We start from the raw sequence: 17,971 nt of genomic DNA, 5'->3' as shown, positions 1-17,971 counted from the left end.
GAACAAGGTGCGACCAGCTGGTTGCGGGCAGCTTTCAACGCATATTCGCAAATTTGCAGAGAGTGACGTTCACTCGAATCCAACAGAGATGCGGGTACCGAGCAGCAAGGTGTTGATAAGGTAAAATGAGTAGGCGCAGAAAAACCATCATCCCACCCATTGGTGTGATACCAGAGATCAAGCCGACAACAAGAGAAGCAAGATTGTACCAAATGTCTGATTTGGTGCTAACGGCTCTTGAGCAGGAGCAAGCGGAAACCCGTGCAAAAACGGCACGCTTGCGTCAGGAACGATTGAGTGCAGAACAGTCCGGTCCGGTACGTGCGGGAACGACAGCTCAATCGGGCGAACTTCCAAATGTAATGTCAGGAAAGAATGTCAAACGAAGGATCAAGCAATGATGTTTCGTGCCAAGATTAACCACAGCGACAGCTCTTGCCGGAAACAGGTTAAAGTCTCCGTTGAAGATTCAATAGTTCCGGGCCGTGTAGGACGCGAGATCCTTGTCCGACATTGACCAGTAAAGCCTATAATGAACCAGGAAAGGGTTTGGTCTTCACCTCGCAACGTGATGACCAACCAGACGTGAAGGAAACCAGCATATGACAGACGAGATTATTAGAGACAGCAACGGCACGGAGCTTAAGGACGGAGATTCGGTAACACTGATTAAGGATCTGAAGGTCAAAGGCACATCGGAAACGATTAAGCGCGGAACGCTCGTCAAGAACATCAGGTTGAACGGCCGCGAAGGCGAAGTCGAGTGCAATACCAAGCAGGTCAAGGGGCTTGTGCTTAAGACGGAATTTGTCAAGAAAGCTTAGCGTACCTGTATGCCAGATTGGAAGAGACGCGCTGCGGGATGATGAGAAATGGACAACATAACGAATTTGCTTCCTTTGGAGGACGAGGTTAGAGCCGTTAAGCGCAAGATGCGAGCCTTGACTGCTGACAGCCAAGGCAATGAAGTCTTCCTCGGCTTGGACAGGGAGCAATCGGAATGGTTGATAGGCTACAGGCGGCAATATCCCATGCCCATTCGGGGACAGGGTCCGTCCGCGTCTGAACGTGCCCGCTATTCTGATCTTTATGAGAAACACAACGCCGCGAGAGCATTTGCCTTATAAGGCAACAAGGTTTGCAGTCGACGCAATGCTGTTGTGTTGACGGTTGAAACCGCCCAAAGACTTCTACACCAACTGTTCAGGTTGCTGCCAGGGGATAAACCTGAAACGCTCGAGGTCACGCGCAACATCATCTGCGACCTCTGTTGGCGGCATTAAAAGCGTAGGCTCGTCGAAATGCTCAACCTGCCCCGCCACAAGCAGGGTGTTACGATCCCACAGGCCAGGGGTATCCAGAAGACGCACGTCCGCCCAGAAATTGCTGAGTTTTGCCGCCATCCGTTTGGGAAACAGGTCGCGATCATTGTGGGCCCAGATATTGCTGATCAAACAACCGTTGGTTTCGTCAAGACGTGCATGCGCGAGTTCAAAAAAGGTTTCGGTGCATAGGTGATCAGGGATATCCCCTCCCGTATAGGCATCCAAAATGATCGCATCGTAGCGATGGCGAACAGCATGCAGAAAGTTCAAACCATCCGCGACGTAACATTCTATGTTGCGCGGTAAGTTGAAATATTTCCGGGCGATGAAGAAGGCAGTGGGATTGATGTCCACGATCGTCACCCGAACACCCGTCTTGTCAAGCATCGTACCCAGGCTGCCGCCGCCACAGCCGATCATCAGGACATTCCTGGCCTGTGTTTGAGCAAGAAGGCCAAAAATCGCATGAATATAGGGCGCGACACTGACTCCGTTTATGTCGCTTTCGGATTGGTAGAAACCGCCCTGGCGGTAAATAACCGAGCCGGTGTTCTTGGCTCGCAATACTTCGATTTTGCCAAATTCGGAATGAAACTTCGCCAGCCGGATCATTATGCCGTCAACCTCAATAATCTTGCCATCGACCGGCCTCGGCCGGAGACCCCGCGCATGCGTCAATTCAGCAAACAATCTGATCTCAGCACTTGGAATCAATTATGATGTATAAAACATCACTAATTGACTATAAAACGTTCCTATATATGCTGCAACTGGCAAACATCAATTTCCATCCGGGATAAACCGCACGGGCGTAGCATAGGTGCAGAAACCTCAGTGCCGTTTGAGAAACAGCAAGGACAAATCATGAGTGAAGACAAAGCGCTCTATCCACCAGTTGATCCCGTCTCCGCAGGGATCAAGGGCCGCTGTCCACGCTGCGGACACGGCAAAATGTTTGACGGCTTCATTAAGCTGCCCAAACACTGCAGGAATTGTGGCCTCGACTATTCCTTTGTCGACACGGGCGAAGGGCCCGCAGTCCTGGTGATGCTGCTCGTCGGCTTCATTGTTGTCGGCCTTGCCCTTTGGATGGAAGTAACGCTCGCCCCGCCCCTGTGGCTGCATTTCATTCTGTGGATACCCCTTGCACTTGCTCTGTGCCTCACGGCGCTGCGCACAATGAAGGGAATTCTGATCGCGCTCCAATACAAGCACAACGCGGCCGAAGGGCAGATCGACCGCTCGGCAAAATCCGAATGATGGCTCCTGTCCGCACCACAATCCTCGTTTGCGAACAACCCACAGCAGAAATCCATTTTTTTCCGTGTTGGACTTCAAAAGATTAGTTTGAAACATCAGAAAACCAGTCGTACACTCATAATATTACAGCTAGCGCAAGATAATCGATGGTCTGATCATGATTACTGCACCTCAGCTACGCGCCGCCAGGGCTCTTCTGGGCATTGATCAACGCCAACTGGCCGAGCTCGCCGGCATTTCCGTTCCGACAATCCAGCGTATGGAGGCAAGCAGTCACGTCATCCGCGCGAACGTGGACTCGCTGATGCGGCTACTTACAGCACTTGAGGCCGCCGGGATCGAACTTATCAATGAAGGTGCGGTCAGTGCGGATGGAGGGCGTGGCGTTCGCCTTAAGGCGCAGCCCCACATCACACCGTTCCGCCGTAAAGCCGTGAAGCGGCCGAGGGCTATGCGTGGCATAGTCACCCCCAAATGACGGCCGTTGCGCTTGTTTTGTGTTGCGCCGCCGCTCTTCTGGGAATATCTGCTTTTGCCGTGACGATCGCACGATCGCCCGCTGCAACTCCGGTCACATATGGAGCCTGCCTGGTTGTCTCGGCGGCCGCATTCTCGACCGCGTTTTTTCAACTGGTCATGGTATCAGGATCAGTCCCGTCGCGGGTCCTCGTTCTGCCGCTTGGCCTCCCCTGGCTGGGCGCTCATTTCCGGCTGGATACACTTGCAGCCTTCTTTCTCGTGGTAATCAATCTGGGCGGCACGTTGTCCAGCCTTTATGGTCTTGGCTATGGCCGCCATGAAACGGCTCCACAAAGAGTATTGCCGTTCTTTCCAGCCTTTCTCGCTGGGATGAATCTCGTTATTCTGGCCGCTGACGCTTTTTCCTTCCTGCTCTCCTGGGAGTTCATGTCGCTGGCCTCATGGGCACTTGTCATGACGCATCATCACGTACGCGAAAACAGGAGGGCGGCATACATCTATCTCGTCATGGCAAGTTTCGGCACGCTGGCCCTCTTGCTTGCATTTGGTCTGCTTGCCGGAACAGGCGGAAGTTACGATTTCTCCACCATGCGCACCATCGCACATACGCCGATGGTTGCAGCGTTTGTTCTTCTTCTGCTGTTGATCGGTGCCGGTTCGAAAGCCGGGCTCGTTCCACTCCATGTCTGGTTGCCCCTGGCGCACCCGGCTGCGCCGAGCCATGTCTCGGCGCTCATGAGCGGCGTGATGACCAAGGTTGCCGTCTACGCTTTCATTCGGGTCGTTTTTGATCTGGTTGGCGAGCCATTGTGGTGGTCAAGCATCGTCGTGTTGACGTTAGGCGGCATCACAGCAGTATTGGGAATCCTGCACGCATTGATGGAACAGGATCTGAAACGCCTTCTTGCCTACAGCACAATCGAAAATCTGGGCATCATATTCATAAGTCTCGGCCTCGCGCTTGCCTTTGAAGCAAACGCGATACGATGGGCGGCGGCCTTGGCGCTCGCCGCCGCCTTGTTTCATGTTCTCAACCATTCCCTTTTCAAAAGCCTGCTCTTCTTTGGAGCCGGTGCGGTGCTCACCGCCACGGGGGAACGGAATATGGATAAGCTTGGGGGCCTCATCCACCATATGCCCTTGACGAGTTTTGCATTTCTGGTCGGAGCGGCCGCAATCTCCGCCCTGCCCCCACTGAACGGATTTGCCTCGGAGTGGCTGATTTTCCAGGCGATCCTGCAAAGCCCCGATCTGCCGCAGTGGGGCTTGAAAATCATGGTACCAGCCGTCGGTGGTCTTCTGGCCCTGGCGGCAGCACTTGCAGCGGCCTGTTTTGTCAAAGCATTCGGCATCACGTTTCTCGGCCGTCCTCGCTCCCTCGCGGCCGAAAAGGCGCTGGAAGTGGATCGCTTTTCACTTGGCACCATGTTTGTGCTCGTAGCACTTTGCCTGCTTGCGGGTATTCTGCCCGGTATTGTGATCGACACTCTTGCGCCGGTGACGTACGCACTTGTCGGCGGCAACATGCCAGCGCAAACGAACGTGCCTTGGCTTTCAATTGTACCGATTGCCGAGGGCCGCAGTTCTTACAACGGGCTGCTAGTATTGCTGTTCACCGCATTCGCAGCTTTTTTCACCGCCTATTTTGTCCATCGGTTTGCCTCGCGGGCGGTGCGCCGGGCTCCCGCCTGGGACTGTGGCTTTCCGGATCTGGGCTCGAAAACCCAATATACCTCGGCGAGCTTCGCGCAACCCATTCGGCGTGTATTTGGCACGTTCATTTTCCAGGCAAGAGAGATCGTCGAGATGCCTGCGCCTGGAGATCCCAGACCCGCACGTTTCACACTCGAACGCCGTGACCTGATCTGGGAGGGAATTTATGAACCACTTGCCGGCGCAGTCTGGTTTGCTGCAGAACGGCTCAATCACCTGCAATTTCTGACGATCCGCCGATATCTCAGCCTGGTATTCCTGGTCCTCGTTGTCCTGCTCTTGGTGCTTGCGATATGGTCATGATTTTCGATCTCCTCGCCCAGGGCGCACAGATGGCAATCATCCTTCTGCTTGCACCGCTGCTGACTGGTTTTGTGAGAAAAATCAAAGCGCGCTTACTGCGACGAAAGGGGGCGTCCGTCGTTCAACCCTACCGCGATCTCTTGCGGCTTTTGCGCAAGGAGGTGGTTCTGGCCGACAATGCATCCTGGCTCTTTCGCGTCATCCCTTATCTGATTTTCGCACTAACATGGGTTGCCGCCTCGATCGTGCCCACCTTTGCCACGGGACTGATGTTCAGTTGGACCGCAGACCTGATAGCAATCATCGCCCTACTTGGAAGCTCCCGCTTCTTTCTTGCCCTTGCGGGCATGGACGCTGGTACGAGTTTCGGCGGGATCGGATCAAGTCGTGAAGTGATGATTGCAACGCTGGCAGAACCGGCCATGCTCCTTGTAATCTTTACCCTCGCACTTGTCGCCGGTTCAACTCAGCTGTCGACGATTGCGAGCGTCATGACCTCATCACAGGTTGGCTTGCGTGTCTCGCTCGGCATGGCTCTCATTGCACTTGTCATGGTGGCGATTGCCGAAAACGCCCGCATTCCCGTGGACAATCCGGCGACGCATCTCGAACTGACTATGGTGCATGAGGCAATGGTTCTGGAGTATTCCGGGCGGCATTTGGCGCTGATCGAATTTGCATCTTTCCTGAAGCTGCTTCTCTACATCTCGCTGATCGCATGCATATTCGCACCCTGGAAACTGGCAGGCTCGGGAACCGGAACTGCCGCATATATTGTTGGCATGACTGCCTATCTTGCCAAACTGACGATTGGCGCTGTTCTCCTGGCCCTCTTTGAGACAGCAACCGCAAAGATGCGGGTCTTCCGTGTGCCGGAATTCCTGGGAGCCGCCCTCATGCTCGGTCTGCTTGCCACCCTCCTGTTGTTTGTCTCAAGGAGCCTTTGATGCACGGCCTCACCTTCGATATTGCCCATTTGTTCGCTGGCGGTCTCGTCCTGGTCAGCTTCATGATGCTTTATCAGGACCGTCTTTATTCACTCCTCAACACGTTCGCACTGCACTCGCTTGTGCTAACGCTGTCTGTCGCCTGGCAAGCTTACGTTCAGGATGCACCACATCTCTACGTGACCGCAGTAATCGCTCTCGTCTTCAAAGCTCTTATCATTCCCGTTTCCCTACACCGCATGATCCGCCGACTGGGCATTCACCGCGAAGTTGAAACCGTCGTTGGCATCGGCCCCACGATGCTCGGCGGAATGGGGCTGGTTGCGCTTTCCATGGTGGTGATGCTTCGCGTGACCCAGGCGGCCGATCCCTTGGCGCGCGAGGATCTTGCCTTTGCCCTCTCGGTTCTGCTGCTTGGCCTTCTGGTCATGGTAACGCGGCGCAACGCGGTCAGCCAGATTGTCGGTTTCATGTCACTGGAAAACGGGTTGGTGCTGGCAGCCACGGGGGCCAAGGGCATGCCTTTGGTTGTCGAGATCAGTGTCGCCTTTTCAATTCTGATCGCATTCATTGTCATCGGCGTGTTCTTGTTCCGTATCCGCGAAAGATTCGACACGGTGGATGTGCGGGCACTTGACGACTTCAAGGGGAAAAGACGCAGATGAATTCATCCGCCTTTGATCCTGTAGCCGGAATATTGCTCATACCGATCTGCGCGGCGGCAGTCCTTGCGCTGCTTTCCGGTTACAGGACATCTGCACGTTTGAATGTATTTGCGAGCCTGCTGACCTTTATTTCCGCACTCTTTCTTTTCGTCCTCGAGCGCCCACAACCAGGTCGATACCTGCTCGTCGACGATCTCAATATCGTCTTCATTGTGCTCAACACGTTTGTCGGTTTGACAACCAGTATCTTCAGCGCGAGCTATATCGCACATGAGTTGGAAATCGGCAGGCTTACGCCAGCCAACCTTCGCTTTTACCATGCCATGTACCAGATCATGATGTTCGGCATGAATCTCGCATTCGTTTCCAACAATATTGGTCTGATGTGGGTCGCGGTGGAGCTCGCCACGCTCACGACAGTTTTGATGGTCGGCATTTACCGCACCCACGAGGCGCTTGAAGCGGCCTGGAAGTATTTTATCCTGGGCAGCGTGGGTATCGCATTTGCCCTGTTTGGTACCATCCTCGTCTACATGGCTGCGCAGCCCGTCATCGGGGAAGGCTACGATGCCATGGCCTGGACGCTCCTGATTGGGCAGGCTGCCAAGTTTGACCCGTCCTTGCTGAATGTGGCTTTCGTATTTCTGCTGTTGGGCTACGGAACGAAGGTTGGCCTGGCTCCCTTGCATGCGTGGCTGCCCGATGCCCATGCCGAAGGACCAACACCAATCTCTGCAGTCTTGTCGGGGTTGCTTTTGAACGTTGCCCTCTACGTTGTCTTGCGCTTCAAGATATTGATGACAGCAAGTCCGGAAGCGATTGCACCTGGCCCTTTAATGGTCACGATGGGGCTGACGTCGCTCGTTTTCGCAGCCTTCATGCTCTACCGGCGGCGCGATATAAAACGCTTGTTTGCCTATTCCTCGATTGAGCACATGGGTATTATCGTTTTTGCTTTTGGCATGGGGGGGCCCCTCGCCAATTTTGCCGGACTTCTGCACATGGTCATGCACAGCCTGACGAAGTCCGCAATCTTCTATGCCGTTGGGCACATCGCGCAGATTAAGGGCACACAGAGGCTCTCCAGTATTCGCGGCCTCACTGAAACTCATCCGGGTCTCGGCTGGGGACTGGTCATCGGCGTGGTTGCGATTGCCGGCCTGCCACCCCTTGGCATATTCATGAGCGAGTTCCTGGTGGTAAGCTCGGCATTTGCCAGACAGCCCCTGCTCGCCATCCCGCTTGTGATCGGGCTCCTGATCGCGTTTGGCGCTCTGCTGTTACGCCTGACGGGCGTCGCCTTCGGCCAACCGCGTGGCAGCACCGCGCCTGCCGAGGCTTCCTACCTGCCGATGTATTCCCATCTCGCCCTGGTCTTCACCGGCGGGATTTATCTGCCGCCGCCATTGGTTGCCTGGTTCCAGCATATCGCTCACCTTCTTGGATGATGGGGAAACGCTCAAGATGCCATCTCTCACCGATCTCATTCTCCAGGGTATAATTGTCGAAAACCATCCATGGCCCTGTGCCGTGGTCGATCAAAAAGTATGGTTGGCTGCAGTGGACGGTTTGGCAGATGGTCAGTGGACGCTGCTTGGTCTTTGGGGGGAAGAGGACGCCGTTCACATGGCCCTCCTCGAAGAGCCTGTTACCAGGATCGGGATCGTTCGTCTGCAGGATATCGAAGGCAACTATCCTTCTGTCGCACAGCGCCATCCACCTGCACTTCGCCTCGAACGTGCCATCCATGATCTGGCCGGTCTCAACCCCATAGGCATACCGGATACTCGGCCATGGCTCGATCACGGCCATTGGGGCTTGGCGTCTCCTTTGGGACGCCAAGCTGCAACACAATCAAAACCGCAGCCCTATGCGTTCCTTTCTACCGACGGGGCGGATCTGCACCAAATTCCGGTTGGTCCCGTTCATGCGGGTATTATAGAGCCTGGGCATTTCCGCTTCACGGCCAGCGGCGAAACGGTCGTGCGCCTCGAGACACGTCTTGGATATGTCCATAAGGGCATTGAAAGCCTCATGGCGGGCAAGGATCTTGATCAGGCGGCGCGCATCGCTGGCCGAACATCGGGAGACAGTACCGTCGCATACGCATTTGCTTTCGCGCAAGCTGCCGAATCCGCCCTGCACATGGACGTCCCGCCCCGAGCCATCTGGCTGCGGGCATTGATGGCCGAGTTGGAACGGCTGGCAAACCACCTCGGTGACATTGGTGCCATCTGCAATGATGCTGCCTTTGCACTCATGCATGTCCATTGCGGCGTATTGCGCGAGCGTGTGTTGCGCGCCTGCGATTCCGCATTTGGTCATCGCATGATGCGCGATTGTATTGTTCCGGGTGGTGTCGCCACCGACCTGAGCGATGAAGGAACTCTTGCCATCTGGGTGCTCGTTGCAGAAATCAGGCGGCGTTTTCCGCCATTGATCGAACTTTATGACAATACGGCGTCGCTTCAGGACCGGACCGTTGGAACAGGCACACTCAAGCCTGTCCTTGCCCGGCAATACGGCGCAGGCGGTTACGTCGGGCGGGCTTCGGGACGCAGCTTTGATGCCCGGCGTGTTTTTAGCTATCCGCCCTACGATCAGCTTGAACTTGAGGTGCCGGTCCTCAACGAGGGCGACGTCAACGCCCGTGTCTGGATTCGGATCCGCGAGGTCCAGCAAAGCCTCTCGCTTGTCGAGCAGATTTTGGAACGATTACCGGAGGGGACAGTGCGAAACAGCATCCCCGCTGTTCATGAAGCGCGCGAAGGCCTGGCTCTGATTGAAGGGTTCCGAGGTGACATATTGGCATGGCTCCGTCTCAGAGCTGACGGAAAGATTGATCGCTGCCATCTGCGTGATCCATCCTGGTTCCAGTGGCCGCTTCTCGAGGCAGTCATCGAAGGCAATATCGTTGCCGATTTCCCGCTTTGCAACAAGTCATTCAACTGTTCCTACTCTGGCCACGATCTATGAAGGCGTAGTTGCCATGCGTAAACTCCTCATCGAAAGTCTGATCAGTCCACCGCTAGCGGAACCGCTACCGCAACCGGGCGAAGCGGCGCTGATAGCGCTCGTATCGGCCGTCGATAATAGGGCGCGACAGCATCTGGGTCGCAGCCTGTCAATCCGCGCCGTCGATGCCGGCTCCTGCAACGGCTGCGAGCTGGAATTGCACGCTTTGAGCAATGCTTTTTACGACATTGAACGTCTTGGCATCCGGTTTGTTGCCTCCCCCCGGCATGCTGACGTATTGTTCGTAACCGGGCCTGTTACCAAAAATATGCGGGAAGCTTTGGAGCGCACCTACACTGCAACGCCCAATCCCAAATGGGTCGTTGCAGTGGGAAGCTGCGCATTCGATGGCGGCTGCTTTGCGGAAAGTTACGCTGTTGCCGGTGGGGTCTCAGACGTCGTGCCCGTCGATCTTCATATCCCAGGCTGCCCGCCCGCACCGATTGATATACTGAAAGGACTGCTCGCGTTGATGGAAATTGTCAATATTCGAACAGATACCCCCCGAACAGATCACGATCTTGACCAGACTGTTGCCGTATCGGCAGGTTCCTCGGCGGCAAGCACCTGAACCCGGTGGTTGCCGCGATGTCATGTTGTTACGATTTACGCTATCGACCCGGTCGCCGCACGTCGGTATGGGAGCGGTGCCACCCAGATGATACAGAGACTTTGCAGATGCCCCAAAAGGAATACAGCCGATGATTGGCTTCAGACCCACGCGCCAAGACGAGTTTTCGAGCTATCTCGATTATTTCATCCCTGACTATGCTGCGGAGATCTCGGCAAATTACGGCCTGTCCAATCCAGAAGCAGTGGTGCAGGCGAAACGCGAAATCGCCAAAGACCTGCCCAACGGTCCCGATACATTCGGACAGGTCTTGCTCTGCATAACGGATGGCGAAAGAGAAAATGCCGAAACCATTGGTTATCTTTGGTACCGCGCCGATACGGATTCCAAGATAGTGTTCATCAGTGATTTTCATATCCTTCCCGCCTATCAGGGTAACGGCTATGGCAAGCAAGCATTGCAGGCTCTGGAAAGTGCGCTCGCCAGGGAAGGATTTGAGCAGATCCGGCTGCGCGTCGCCGCGGACAACACGCGCGCGCAGCACGTCTACCAGGCCGGGGGATTCCGGACGACTGGTATCAACATGAGCAAGCGCATCAAAACGGCATGATACTCAGACTGGCGCGTCCGAATTGTCGATGCAATCCTCCCGATCAACGGGATTTTCGAGCGCCGCCGTGCTAAATTCAGCGCCTTTCAGCGGAGGTTACGGAGATGGCCTATCTGGACAGGGATGATCGTCAGAGGGACTGGGAAACGATCGGTTATGACACTCTTTTGGCATTGAGCATCGCGACACCAATTGCCTTGCTGGTGTTCTTCGTCTTGCGGATGTAACCGCGCATCGGCCGATTGCGATCAACAGGATTGTGGTTCCAGTTCCGCTCTGAAGCGGTCAACCCATTTTGCGACTTCAGCCTGCGCTTGTTCACGGGTTCTAAACGGCCCAATGAGTTCATGCTTTACGCCGCGGTCATTGACTTGCACGTAATGAAGACCCGTCGCCACAACGATGCCCACGGACGAGGCTGCGGACGTTTTGATCTCGACCGACGTTTCATTGATCGCCATGTTCATCCCCTTCATTCGCAGCCGCTGCCTTGATCAGGGAGGAGGCTTCAGGTGCGCGCACCAGATTATCCTCGGAAAGACCATAGGTGGACATGTCAATATCACCCCAGATCGATGCAACGGGCGCTTTGTGCCCCCGACGGCTCTGCTTGATTTCAACGACAAACGGTTTCTTTTGCGGTTTCATCGAAATCCTGTCGTTCGCTTTTCATCAAAGAAGCAAATTGGGTCCAGTGTCGAAATGGCGTCAGCCTTGATCAGGCTGGGTTACCGGCTTTTGCGCTTCCAGCCTATTCAAAAGCTCGGCAAGTTCCTCGGCATCCCGCCGGTTCATGCCAATAATGGTACGGCTGCCCATCTCGGCCGCCCGTGCCGTGCGCGCGTCGATGACCGTCCAGGTATCATTGAGATCTTGCTGCGGTTTGTAACGTTGAGTCATAAAGATGAGAATAACGCCCACTTTCATTCCTGCCAAGAGGGCGCGCATATTTTATCGTTTCATATTGATGTTTTATACATCAGTGGTAAGGTGATGCAGCTAACTACTCAATGATAAAAGTGGATACGATTTTGATTACTGCAAACCAAATGCGGGCAGCGCGGGCACTTCTCGGTATCGATCAGAAAGCCCTCGCGGAAATGTCGGGTGTTTCCCTGCCGACCATTCAACGGATGGAAGCCAGTGAAGGCGATGTGCGCGGCATCGTCGACAGCCTGATGAAGGTCGTCAACGCCCTTGATCGCGCAGGTATTGAGCTGATTGGCGAACATGCGCGCAGCGAAACGGGTGGCAGAGGCGTAAGGTACCGTCAACCGTCGCAAAAGTTCAACTAAATGCCGATGCTGTGGGATGCACCGTGCAGCGGCAGGACTTTCACAACATACCTGTGCAACTCAATGCCTGTCGCTGTCGATTGATGATCCCCTATTTGCGCAAGATTGCCGGGAGAGAACGGTTTGAAAAGACCGATCGGCATCTTGCGCGGTTCCTGACTTTTGTGGCTGGAGCTGCAAATGCCGGAGGCTTTCTGGCCGTTCATCAATACACCTCTCATATGTCAGGGATTGTCTCTGCCATGGCCGATAATCTGGTGCTCGGTGACACAAGTCTGCTGCTTGCAGGCCTCGCTGCCTTTCTCTCCTTTGTGGTCGGAGCCGCCTGCTCAGCCATACTGGTCAATTGGGCGCGGCGGAAAAGACTCCAGAGCGAATACGCTCTGCCGCTTATGTTTGAAGCCATACTGCTGATCTGCTTTGGACTACTCGGCCGCAACCTGGAGCACCGTGAATGGCTGTTCGTTCCGGCAACAGTCATGCTCTTGTGTTTCATCATGGGCCTGCAGAACGCCATCATCACCAAACTCTCCGGCGCACGCATAAGGACAACCCATGTGACGGGCCTTGTGACCGACATGGGCATCGAATTGGGCAAGCTCTTCTACTGGAATGCATCACCCAGCAGCCCCGATACGCCTTTCGTCAAGGCTGACCGCAAAAAGCTCAAGCTGCTGGCGTCCCTTGTCGCGCTGTTTCTTGTTGGCGGTATCGCCGGCGCAATCGGTTTCAAGCATCTCGGTTTTGCCGCATCGCTTGCGCTTGCAGCCATCCTTCTCGTATTGGCGACTGTGCCTGTGCTTGATGACCTTAAAATCAGGTGAAACAAACGTGGTTATAGAGCCAGGAATTACCACATGTCCCCGGGCATTTGGCGAATGCTTCATTGCAGAATCCGGGTCTATGCCACCTTGAGTTGAAGTTGTTTCCATGCTACATAGTCATTATGGTCATAGTAGTCAAAGGAGTGCCCGTCATGGGTCCGCAGACCAAATCATCAACGCCAGTCTGGACCGTTGCCGGTGCAAAGGCGCACCTTTCAGAGGTGATTGAACGAGCCCATCACGAACCGCAAACGATCACGCGAAACGGCAAGCCAAGCGTAGTTATGGTCTCTGTGGAAGAATGGGGACGGAAGACCGCTCGCAAAGGGAATTTGGCCGAGTTTCTGCTGTCCTCGCCCTTACGAGGTGCTGACATTGACATCGATCGCGAACGCGACGAACCCCGTGACGTGACCCTGTGAACCTTTTACTCGATACGAACATCCTCTCAGAAGTGCGGCGCCCGCAGCCCGAATTATCAGTTCTGAACTGGCTCGCTGAACTTGACGAAGATCGAGCATTCATCAGCGTCATCACACTGGCTGAAATCAGGCGCGGAATTGCATTGTTGGAGCAAGGACGCAAGCGTGACGCACTTGCTGATTGGCTTACGAATGAGCTAACCGATCGCTTTTCGGGACACATACTTCCTGTTGATCAGCGGGTAGCAGTCGCCTGGGGCGATCTGATGGCTGCATCCAAACAGCGGGGGTACGGTTTAGCCTCGATGGATGGATTAATTGCTGCTACAGCACTTATCCATAATTTGACGCTAGCCACTCGCAACGTGAAGGACTTTCAGTCCCTTGATCTGCAGACAATCAATCCGTGGGCCCGTTCCTGACCACATACTGTTGTTTTCCACTGCTCGCGATCTCTTGGTCCAAGATCACAATAAACCTTCGGCCAACCAAATGTGTACCTGACTGATCCATATTGACCACGCTGCAATGTAACTCCTAAAACACGCACTGGGTAAGCTGCGCCATCTCGCATGCAGCAACTCGCAGGCGTTTGCAGCGGGATGCAGCCGACCAAAATGAGGCTAGAAATTGTCAGTCCGCTCTGGCAACCAGCGGTATGATGAGCTGCCTCTCAGTTTCCGGCCCCCTCGATCACTGTGCCATACATTCCCCCTTCCGGCCAATGTTGGCCGAAAGGCCGGCGTTAAGAAATGGCTGAAGCAACGCCAGATTTGGGCGATCCGCTTCTTCCTTGACAGAGAAGGACGCATGAGAGATCGCGTGTTGCTTGATCTTGCAATCGACAGCGAGCGACGTGATTGTGATCTCGTAAAGCTGAAAATCGGAAGCCTTGCGACAGGAACGGAAATTCGAACCCGCGCTACTCGCCTATGCTGGAAAGCAATTCGTCGAGCTGCGCCAACTGCTCCGGCAATGCGGCCGCTGAGCCCTGTAGCGCTTCCTCAAGCGCCTCCTTGGACGGATAGACTTCGTGAAAATTCAGTAGTGTCTTCCCGCCCTGGTCCTCGAAGGTCACAGTTGTGATCGCGCCCTCTTCGCCCTCATCGTTGGTCCATACGATGCGCTCATTCGGCACCACCTCCAGATACTTCCCATGGAAGGCCATGGTGTCCGAACCGCCAACGCCGAATTCCAGCCGATATCTGCCGCCTGTACGGACGTCCATTTCGCACGATACGAGCGAAACGCTGGATACCGATTTTGGCACCCACCAGCGCTGGAACAGCCCGGGCTGGCTCCATGCCCTGTAAACCGTGCTCGGCGGCGCATTGAATGTCCGCGTTACGACGAGTTCGCGATCCCCTCTGCGCTCGACTGACGTGCGGTTCTGCGCACCATCTGCACTGTTAACTTGCTGATTCATCGTTTCCCTCCCGTTTCATTTCGCTGATGATTTCGTCCAATACTTCAAAGCGGGCCTCAAAGAACTTGCGATGCGCCTCGATCCACTCGGCCTCCTCCTTAAGGCCGCGGTTCCCAAGCTTGCAGGTTCTTACCCGTCCGACCTTCTGTGTGACGACGAGGCCCGCCCGCTCGAGAACCTGGACGTGCTTCTTCATGCCGGTCAGTGTCATCTGGAACCTGTCCGCGAGACTGGTAATCGACGCGTCCCCTCGTCCAAGCTGATCGATGATGCCGCGGCGGGTCGCATCGGACAGCGCCGCAAACGAGAGATCGAGGGGAGGATTTAAATACTGAACCATCTAGTTCAGTATTAACCTATTCGCCCAGGAAGTACAAGTACCCCAAACTTTCCATGCGGTAGACCAGTCATCCGAGGTCATGCCCCGCGGCGGCGGCAGCAGAAAATCGTCTACTGCGGGGTCAACAGCGAACCTTCGAGCCGCTGATGAACGAATGTCTGTTTTCAACGCCCGCTCTCCGAGAGTAGGCCGCCGGCTGACGGCCCCGAAGCGGAGGCGTCCTGAACTGCCGAACGTGATGGGATTGATGATGATAATTGTTCCGATAGCGCAGATTAGGTAGAGTGGCTTAGCAGTGAGACTTGGCCAAGAATGGCAATGCGGGTAATTTCTTGCTTCAGACATGAGACGCTCGTGAAAGTGAATCGGCAACGAGCTGGACGCGGTGGTTGATGGCCGCCATGGTGGACGTCACGAGCTGGTCGGGAAAACCGTTGGGCAGCTTCGTGATAGCGGCCTCTGCCTGCTGTTCGGCGTTCGCGGTGATGTCTTCAAAGATCGCTTTCATCGCCGGGGTACCCACACCGGAAAGGTCCGCCGACTGCATGAAATGGCGGGGTACGATGTCATGGATGGCATAGTGGCGGTTTCTGCCAACCGACATCGCAAGTTTGAATTTCTTGCGGGAGATCTGGCCTTCGTCGAGGCTCGGCTGTGCGGTCAGCACGTCGTAGAGAGGTGTCATTCGGAAGCGTCCGCCGGGGCCAAGAAAAATACTGAAGTTTTTAGCGTGACCGTCGGTCGCGCCGAGCAGCCAGAACAGGATACTGGCGCGCATGAATATGGCGATATCGGCGTCGGGTGTGTCACTGCCTTTCAGCAGGTTGATGATTTCCCGCATTCCAGGGCCACCGTCCGACTGATATTTTCTGGTGGGCGGGATCGACAGCGCCTGGCAAGTGTCCTCCTGCGGCAGACGGAGCAATCTTCCATCCTTCGCCCAAAGGCGGTCGAAACGTTCCACGATTAGTGTACGGCGTTCCCCGAATTCCGCGATCTCGACGTTGGCGGTGGGGACGCCCATTGCTTCCAGCAGCTTCAGGCAGAGATACTCATTCTCGACGCTGTTGGAGAGGTCGATGCCATTGGGAAGCTGGCCGATCTGCGGTTTGAGAATATGGGTGGTGGCGGTGGTGGCGGTGGGTTTAAACCACTGGCCGTCCTTGCGCAGCAGGGCGGTTTTTTCCTGTGCCCCGGCAATCGAGATTCGAAAATCTTCGTCTTCGCCCATACCGAGCGGCGCGGCGGCGAGATTCTTGATGATGTCTGCGACCTCGTCGTCGCTGACCGGCTTGCCGTCGGTATCGCCGGCAGTGCCGGGATCAGTGCCGTCGGGCAGGAATTGCAGGGCGCCCACGCAGTCCTGGCCCAGAGCGGTTAGCAGGCTGAAGGCGTCAGTTCCTTCCGCGCCGACGCGCTCGGCGAGCCGGTTGCGGATTGCGTCGTTGTCAGGCAGCAGGTTGTCGAACACATTGATAACCAGGTTGCCGATATAGCGGTCCTCGCGCAGGGGCAGTGATAGTGACACCGGGAATGTGCTGCGCCAATCCAGCCAGCTGTGTCCGTACTGGAAGTCGATGGCGCCTGTGGCCTCACGCCGCAGCACGCCGACATGACGGCTGTTCAGAAAAACGTTGAGGGGGACGTGCGCCCGCCTTCTCGCCATCAGAACAAGTCCTCGATGTCGGCGGCACTGCCCTGGCTGCGTGGTCGAACGACCAGTTCCAGATTGAGGGCTGAAAGGGCTTCCATCAGGGTGCGCAACTGGACGGCCGGCTCCCCGGCTTCAAGGCGCGAAACCGTGCCCTGCCGCATATGGATTTGTTCGCCGAGCGCGCCTTGACTCAAGTGCGCCTGTTTGCGGGCGCGGCGCAGAATGGCGCCGAGTTGTTTTTCTGTGCGGGCGATCTGTTCATTCATGGTGGCCTCCGATCACCAATATACGCGGGAACGTATAATCTGTCAATATACGCGAATGCGATTAAAGTAATGATATACGCGGAAGCGTTTAAAAAGCCATTATACGACAATACGTATAAGGACGCAGATGCACTCAGCCAGACGCACGCCAATCGTCGCCTACTGCCGGTGTTTGAACATGAGCTTTGATGGGGCACCGGTGCATGAATACAGCTGAAATTATGGATCTGTCTGCATCGGCGAAAGCCCATTCCTTCAAACAGCAGTTCACGGCACTCTCAACATAGTTGTGTCCCGATTAAGCCGTTCTCCATCCAAAGCAAATTCTTGCAACAGAGCCCTGGTGCTGTGCCATGTCAAAGTCGCTCTGGTCTTCCCTCATTGCAAGCGGCGTGCGACTGCCCCAGGGCGAGACTGGATAGACAGATCCTCATCCTTCACATCGGTTTCGAGGCTTTGCAAAATTGGGCAATGGGGACGGTGGTCACCGTGGCAGGCGTTGACCAGCACAGTGAGCGAATGGGCCATGTCCTGAAGACCCTTGATCTTCCTTTCCAGTTCGTTGATGTGGCCCTGCGCCAGATGCTTGACCTCGGCGCTCTGCCGGGTATCGTCACGCCACAAGCCAAGGAGATCGCTGATATCGGCAACCGAAAAACCGAGATCGCGCGCGCGGCGGATAAAGCGCAGCATATGGACGTCGGTGTCCGAATAATCGCGATAGCCAGACGATTTCCGGTCTGCTGCCGGAATGAGGCCTGTCTGCTCGTAGTAACGAATCATCTTGGCCGAAACGCCCGATGCTTTTGATGCCTGTCCAATATTCATCCGTATGCTCCTAGAAATGGTACGATA

At 55.4% G+C, this 17,971-nt stretch carries 25 protein-coding genes and 2 pseudogenes; 17 read left to right on the top strand and 10 right to left on the bottom strand.

Annotated features, from left to right (window positions below):
- The first annotated feature begins 212 nt into the window (after positions 1 to 212).
- On the top strand, positions 213 to 401 hold the full coding sequence (locus ACZ5FP_RS25040; RefSeq protein ID WP_464665215.1) for a hypothetical protein: 189 nt from the start codon (positions 213 to 215) through the stop codon (positions 399 to 401).
- A 201-nt stretch (positions 402 to 602) separates the two neighbouring features.
- Positions 603 to 824 carry an alkylphosphonate utilization protein gene (locus tag ACZ5FP_RS25035; RefSeq protein WP_464665214.1) on the top strand — a complete coding sequence of 74 codons (222 nt, stop codon included), beginning with the start codon at positions 603 to 605 and terminating at the stop codon, positions 822 to 824.
- A 366-nt stretch (positions 825 to 1,190) separates the two neighbouring features.
- Here the strand turns inward: ACZ5FP_RS25035 and ACZ5FP_RS25030 are convergent, their stop codons facing one another.
- Positions 1,191 to 2,015: a spermidine synthase gene (locus ACZ5FP_RS25030; protein ID WP_464665213.1), complete on the bottom strand. Its 825-nt coding sequence runs from the start codon at positions 2,013 to 2,015 to the stop codon at positions 1,191 to 1,193.
- Positions 2,016 to 2,189: 174 nt separating this feature from the next.
- Here ACZ5FP_RS25030 and ACZ5FP_RS25025 point away from each other — a divergent pair, with 174 nt between their 5' ends.
- The 10 genes from ACZ5FP_RS25025 to ACZ5FP_RS24980 all read left to right on the top strand — a co-directional run bounded on the left by ACZ5FP_RS25025 (position 2,190) and on the right by ACZ5FP_RS24980 (position 11,116).
- Positions 2,190 to 2,585 carry a DUF983 domain-containing protein gene (locus ACZ5FP_RS25025; RefSeq protein ID WP_464665212.1) on the top strand — a complete coding sequence of 132 codons (396 nt, stop codon included), beginning with the start codon at positions 2,190 to 2,192 and terminating at the stop codon, positions 2,583 to 2,585.
- Positions 2,586 to 2,742: 157 nt separating this feature from the next.
- A complete protein-coding gene (locus ACZ5FP_RS25020) occupies positions 2,743 to 3,063 on the top strand; it encodes a helix-turn-helix domain-containing protein (RefSeq protein ID WP_464665211.1) in 321 nt (106 codons plus the stop codon).
- On the top strand, positions 3,060 to 5,081 hold the full coding sequence (gene hyfB / locus ACZ5FP_RS25015; RefSeq protein ID WP_464665210.1) for a hydrogenase 4 subunit B: 2,022 nt from the start codon (positions 3,060 to 3,062) through the stop codon (positions 5,079 to 5,081). Before ACZ5FP_RS25020 ends, hyfB begins: the two co-directional genes overlap by 4 nt.
- Positions 5,072 to 6,028, top strand: coding sequence for a respiratory chain complex I subunit 1 family protein (locus ACZ5FP_RS25010; protein ID WP_464665209.1), 957 nt, complete (start codon positions 5,072 to 5,074; stop codon positions 6,026 to 6,028). Before hyfB ends, ACZ5FP_RS25010 begins: the two co-directional genes overlap by 10 nt.
- Positions 6,028 to 6,693, top strand: a complete 666-nt coding sequence (locus tag ACZ5FP_RS25005; RefSeq protein ID WP_464665208.1) for a hydrogenase-4 component E — start codon at positions 6,028 to 6,030, stop codon at positions 6,691 to 6,693. Before ACZ5FP_RS25010 ends, ACZ5FP_RS25005 begins: the two co-directional genes overlap by 1 nt.
- Positions 6,690 to 8,141 (top strand): hydrogenase 4 subunit F, encoded by a 1,452-nt coding sequence (locus tag ACZ5FP_RS25000; protein ID WP_464665207.1) that lies wholly within the window; start codon positions 6,690 to 6,692, stop codon positions 8,139 to 8,141. The genes ACZ5FP_RS25005 and ACZ5FP_RS25000 overlap by 4 nt, the downstream gene beginning before the upstream one ends.
- 16 nt (positions 8,142 to 8,157) lie before the next feature.
- Positions 8,158 to 9,669 (top strand): hydrogenase large subunit, encoded by a 1,512-nt coding sequence (locus ACZ5FP_RS24995; protein ID WP_464665206.1) that lies wholly within the window; start codon positions 8,158 to 8,160, stop codon positions 9,667 to 9,669.
- Between the two features lie 13 nt (positions 9,670 to 9,682).
- Complete coding sequence (locus tag ACZ5FP_RS24990) at positions 9,683 to 10,279, top strand: NADH-quinone oxidoreductase subunit B family protein (protein ID WP_464665205.1); 597 nt, start codon at positions 9,683 to 9,685, stop codon at positions 10,277 to 10,279.
- 130 nt (positions 10,280 to 10,409) lie between these two features.
- Positions 10,410 to 10,889, top strand: a complete 480-nt coding sequence (locus ACZ5FP_RS24985; RefSeq protein WP_464665204.1) for a GNAT family N-acetyltransferase — start codon at positions 10,410 to 10,412, stop codon at positions 10,887 to 10,889.
- 104 nt (positions 10,890 to 10,993) lie between these two features.
- Positions 10,994 to 11,116 carry a hypothetical protein gene (locus ACZ5FP_RS24980; protein WP_464660790.1) on the top strand — a complete coding sequence of 41 codons (123 nt, stop codon included), beginning with the start codon at positions 10,994 to 10,996 and terminating at the stop codon, positions 11,114 to 11,116.
- 21 nt (positions 11,117 to 11,137) lie between these two features.
- Here ACZ5FP_RS24980 and ACZ5FP_RS24975 read toward each other — a convergent pair whose 3' ends face one another.
- The 3 genes from ACZ5FP_RS24975 to ACZ5FP_RS24965 are packed head-to-tail and all read right to left on the bottom strand — an operon-like array spanning position 11,138 to position 11,837.
- Positions 11,138 to 11,350: a hypothetical protein gene (locus ACZ5FP_RS24975; protein WP_464665203.1), complete on the bottom strand. Its 213-nt coding sequence runs from the start codon at positions 11,348 to 11,350 to the stop codon at positions 11,138 to 11,140.
- Positions 11,337 to 11,537 (bottom strand): hypothetical protein, encoded by a 201-nt coding sequence (locus tag ACZ5FP_RS24970; protein WP_464665202.1) that lies wholly within the window; start codon positions 11,535 to 11,537, stop codon positions 11,337 to 11,339. Before ACZ5FP_RS24970 ends, ACZ5FP_RS24975 begins: the two co-directional genes overlap by 14 nt.
- Before the next feature lie 60 nt (positions 11,538 to 11,597).
- Entirely contained in the window at positions 11,598 to 11,837 is a 240-nt protein-coding gene (locus ACZ5FP_RS24965; protein WP_464665201.1) for a rhodanese-like domain-containing protein, read from the bottom strand.
- Positions 11,838 to 11,920: 83 nt separating this feature from the next.
- Here ACZ5FP_RS24965 and ACZ5FP_RS24960 point away from each other — a divergent pair, with 83 nt between their 5' ends.
- Positions 11,921 to 12,184, top strand: a complete 264-nt coding sequence (locus ACZ5FP_RS24960) for a helix-turn-helix domain-containing protein (protein WP_113095787.1) — start codon at positions 11,921 to 11,923, stop codon at positions 12,182 to 12,184.
- Here ACZ5FP_RS24960 and ACZ5FP_RS24955 read toward each other — a convergent pair.
- Positions 12,181 to 12,390, bottom strand: a complete 210-nt coding sequence (locus ACZ5FP_RS24955; protein WP_464665431.1) for a hypothetical protein — start codon at positions 12,388 to 12,390, stop codon at positions 12,181 to 12,183. The genes ACZ5FP_RS24960 and ACZ5FP_RS24955 overlap by 4 nt on opposite strands.
- Here ACZ5FP_RS24955 and ACZ5FP_RS24950 point away from each other — a divergent pair.
- The 4 genes and pseudogenes from ACZ5FP_RS24950 to ACZ5FP_RS24935 form a co-directional block, all read left to right on the top strand.
- Positions 12,289 to 13,005, top strand: a pseudogene (locus tag ACZ5FP_RS24950) (YoaK family protein); the annotation flags it as partial. The gene ACZ5FP_RS24955 and the pseudogene ACZ5FP_RS24950 overlap by 102 nt on opposite strands.
- Before the next feature lie 155 nt (positions 13,006 to 13,160).
- Positions 13,161 to 13,430 (top strand): type II toxin-antitoxin system Phd/YefM family antitoxin, encoded by a 270-nt coding sequence (locus tag ACZ5FP_RS24945; RefSeq protein WP_464665200.1) that lies wholly within the window; start codon positions 13,161 to 13,163, stop codon positions 13,428 to 13,430.
- Positions 13,427 to 13,852 carry a PIN domain-containing protein gene (locus ACZ5FP_RS24940; protein WP_464665199.1) on the top strand — a complete coding sequence of 142 codons (426 nt, stop codon included), beginning with the start codon at positions 13,427 to 13,429 and terminating at the stop codon, positions 13,850 to 13,852. Before ACZ5FP_RS24945 ends, ACZ5FP_RS24940 begins: the two co-directional genes overlap by 4 nt.
- Positions 13,853 to 14,126: 274 nt before the next feature.
- Positions 14,127 to 14,354 (top strand): annotated as a pseudogene (locus tag ACZ5FP_RS24935) (integrase); the annotation flags it as partial.
- Here ACZ5FP_RS24935 and ACZ5FP_RS24930 read toward each other — a convergent pair.
- From ACZ5FP_RS24930 to cueR, 5 genes are all read right to left on the bottom strand, one after another.
- On the bottom strand, positions 14,353 to 14,856 hold the full coding sequence (locus ACZ5FP_RS24930; RefSeq protein WP_464665198.1) for an SRPBCC family protein: 504 nt from the start codon (positions 14,854 to 14,856) through the stop codon (positions 14,353 to 14,355). The pseudogene ACZ5FP_RS24935 and the gene ACZ5FP_RS24930 overlap by 2 nt on opposite strands.
- Positions 14,840 to 15,196 (bottom strand): ArsR/SmtB family transcription factor, encoded by a 357-nt coding sequence (locus ACZ5FP_RS24925; RefSeq protein WP_464665197.1) that lies wholly within the window; start codon positions 15,194 to 15,196, stop codon positions 14,840 to 14,842. Before ACZ5FP_RS24925 ends, ACZ5FP_RS24930 begins: the two co-directional genes overlap by 17 nt.
- Before the next feature lie 337 nt (positions 15,197 to 15,533).
- Complete coding sequence (locus ACZ5FP_RS24920) at positions 15,534 to 16,862, bottom strand: type II toxin-antitoxin system HipA family toxin (RefSeq protein ID WP_464665196.1); 1,329 nt, start codon at positions 16,860 to 16,862, stop codon at positions 15,534 to 15,536.
- The gene (locus ACZ5FP_RS24915; protein WP_464663456.1) at positions 16,862 to 17,116 is read right to left on the bottom strand and encodes a helix-turn-helix domain-containing protein; all 255 of its coding nucleotides are present in this window, start codon (positions 17,114 to 17,116) and stop codon (positions 16,862 to 16,864) included. Before ACZ5FP_RS24915 ends, ACZ5FP_RS24920 begins: the two co-directional genes overlap by 1 nt.
- Before the next feature lie 378 nt (positions 17,117 to 17,494).
- Positions 17,495 to 17,944, bottom strand: a complete 450-nt coding sequence (cueR, locus tag ACZ5FP_RS24910; protein WP_464665195.1) for a Cu(I)-responsive transcriptional regulator — start codon at positions 17,942 to 17,944, stop codon at positions 17,495 to 17,497.
- Positions 17,945 to 17,971 lie beyond the last annotated feature (27 nt).

This window comes from Phyllobacterium sp. T2-21 (genome assembly GCF_055378485.1).
This window is presented reverse-complemented; position numbering and strand designations above follow the sequence as displayed.